This window comes from Kitasatospora sp. NPDC023385 (genome assembly GCF_055664045.1).
This window is the reverse complement of sequence record NZ_JBVOOL010000027.1, coordinates 1-1,616: the sequence shown is the minus strand read 5'-3', so window position 1 is coordinate 1,616 and position 1,616 is coordinate 1. Positions and strand designations below refer to the sequence as shown.

General features: G+C 68.1%; 2 rRNA genes and 1 pseudogene. All 3 read right to left on the bottom strand.

Annotated features, from left to right (window positions below):
* A pseudogene (locus AC0B61_RS30270) lies at positions 1-779 on the bottom strand (hypothetical protein); the annotation flags it as partial.
* Positions 780-1,298: 519 nt separating this feature from the next.
* A 5S ribosomal RNA gene (gene rrf / locus AC0B61_RS30265) occupies positions 1,299-1,415 on the bottom strand.
* Positions 1,416-1,523: 108 nt separating this feature from the next.
* Positions 1,524-1,616 (bottom strand): 23S ribosomal RNA (locus tag AC0B61_RS30260); the annotation flags it as partial.

Below are 1,616 nucleotides of genomic sequence, written 5' to 3'. Positions count from 1 at the left end.
CGGTCGTCGCGGTCGCGGTTGAAGCCGCCACCGGCGGGGCGGTCACCGCGGTCGCGGTTGAAGCCACCGCCGGAGGGGCGGTCGCCACGGTCGCGGTTGAAACCACCACCGGCGGGACGGTCGCCACGGTCACGGTTGAACCCACCACCGGACGGACGGTCATCGCGACGGAACCCGCCACGGTCGCCACCACGGTCATCACGATCGCGGTTGAACCCACCACCGGAGGGACGGTCGTCACGACGCGGACGGTCGTCACGGTCATCACGACGGAAGCCACTCGGGCGGTCGTCGCGACGGAAGCCACCGCCGGAGGGGCGGTCGCCACGGTCACGGTTGAAGCCACCACCGGACGGACGGTCATCGCGACGGAACCCGCCACGGTCGCCACCACGGTCATCACGATCGCGGTTGAAGCCGCCACCGGCGGGGCGGTCACCGCGATCGCGGTTGAAACCGCCACCGGACGGGCGGTCGTCGCGACGGAAGCCACCGCCGGAGGGGCGGTCGCCACGGTCACGGTTGAAGCCACCACCGGACGGGCGGTCGTCACGGCGGAAACCACCACGGTCGCCACCACGGTCGTCACGGTCACGGCCGTAGCCGCCACCGGTGGGACGGTCACCACGGTCACGGTTGAAACCGCCACCGGACGGGCGGTCGTCACGGCGGAAACCACCACGGTCGTCACGGTCACGGCCGTAGCCGCCACCGGTGGGACGGTCACCACGGTCACGGTTGAAACCGCCACCGGACGGGCGGTCGCCACGGTCACGGTTGAAGCCACCACCGGACGGGCGGTCATCGCGACGGAACCCGCCACGGTCGCCACCACGGTCGTCACGGTCACGGCCGTAGCCGCCACCGGTAGGACGGTCGTCACGACGCGGACGGTCATCGCGGTCGTCGCGACGGTGCCCGCCCGGGCGGTCGTCCCGACGGAAACTGCTACCGGAGGAGCGGTCGTCGCGGCGGTCGTTCGACCAGCCCCCACGGGACCGGGGCTCGGAGCCTCGGCCGTCGTCCGATCGACGCTCGGGACGGTCCTGGGGCTGGTTCGACATCGTGGTGCTCCTTCTGCTGCTTCAGCTTCACCGCGCGGGCCGTGCGTGCAACTCCGCTGCCGTCACGCGGTTTCGGCGCCGGCCTCCTGGCCCGCGCACCTTCTCCATTGTCCGACATGCCGGGATCGTCCGCGCCTGGGCCGAAGATCCGTTCTGTCAGACTTTCTTCACGTTCGCAAAACACAAAAAGGCCGCGGCCCCAGCGAATCGCTGGGGCCGCGGCCTTGAATAATTGTTCGGCGGCGTCCTACTCTCCCACAGGGTCCCCCCTGCAGTACCATCGGCGCTGTGAGGCTTAGCTTCCGGGTTCGGAATGTAACCGGGCGTTTCCCTCACGCTATGACCACCGAAACCCTATCGGGTATTCAGCGAAACACACTTTTCAGTTGAATAAGTGTTTCTAGTTCGCCAGCGATAGCTGTTCGCTACCCGGGAACCACACAGTGAACGCGAGCGTCTGAGGACAAGCCCTCGGCCTATTAGTACCGGTCAACTCCACCCCTTACAGGGCTTCCATATCCGGCCTATCAACCCAGTCGTCTACTGGGAGCC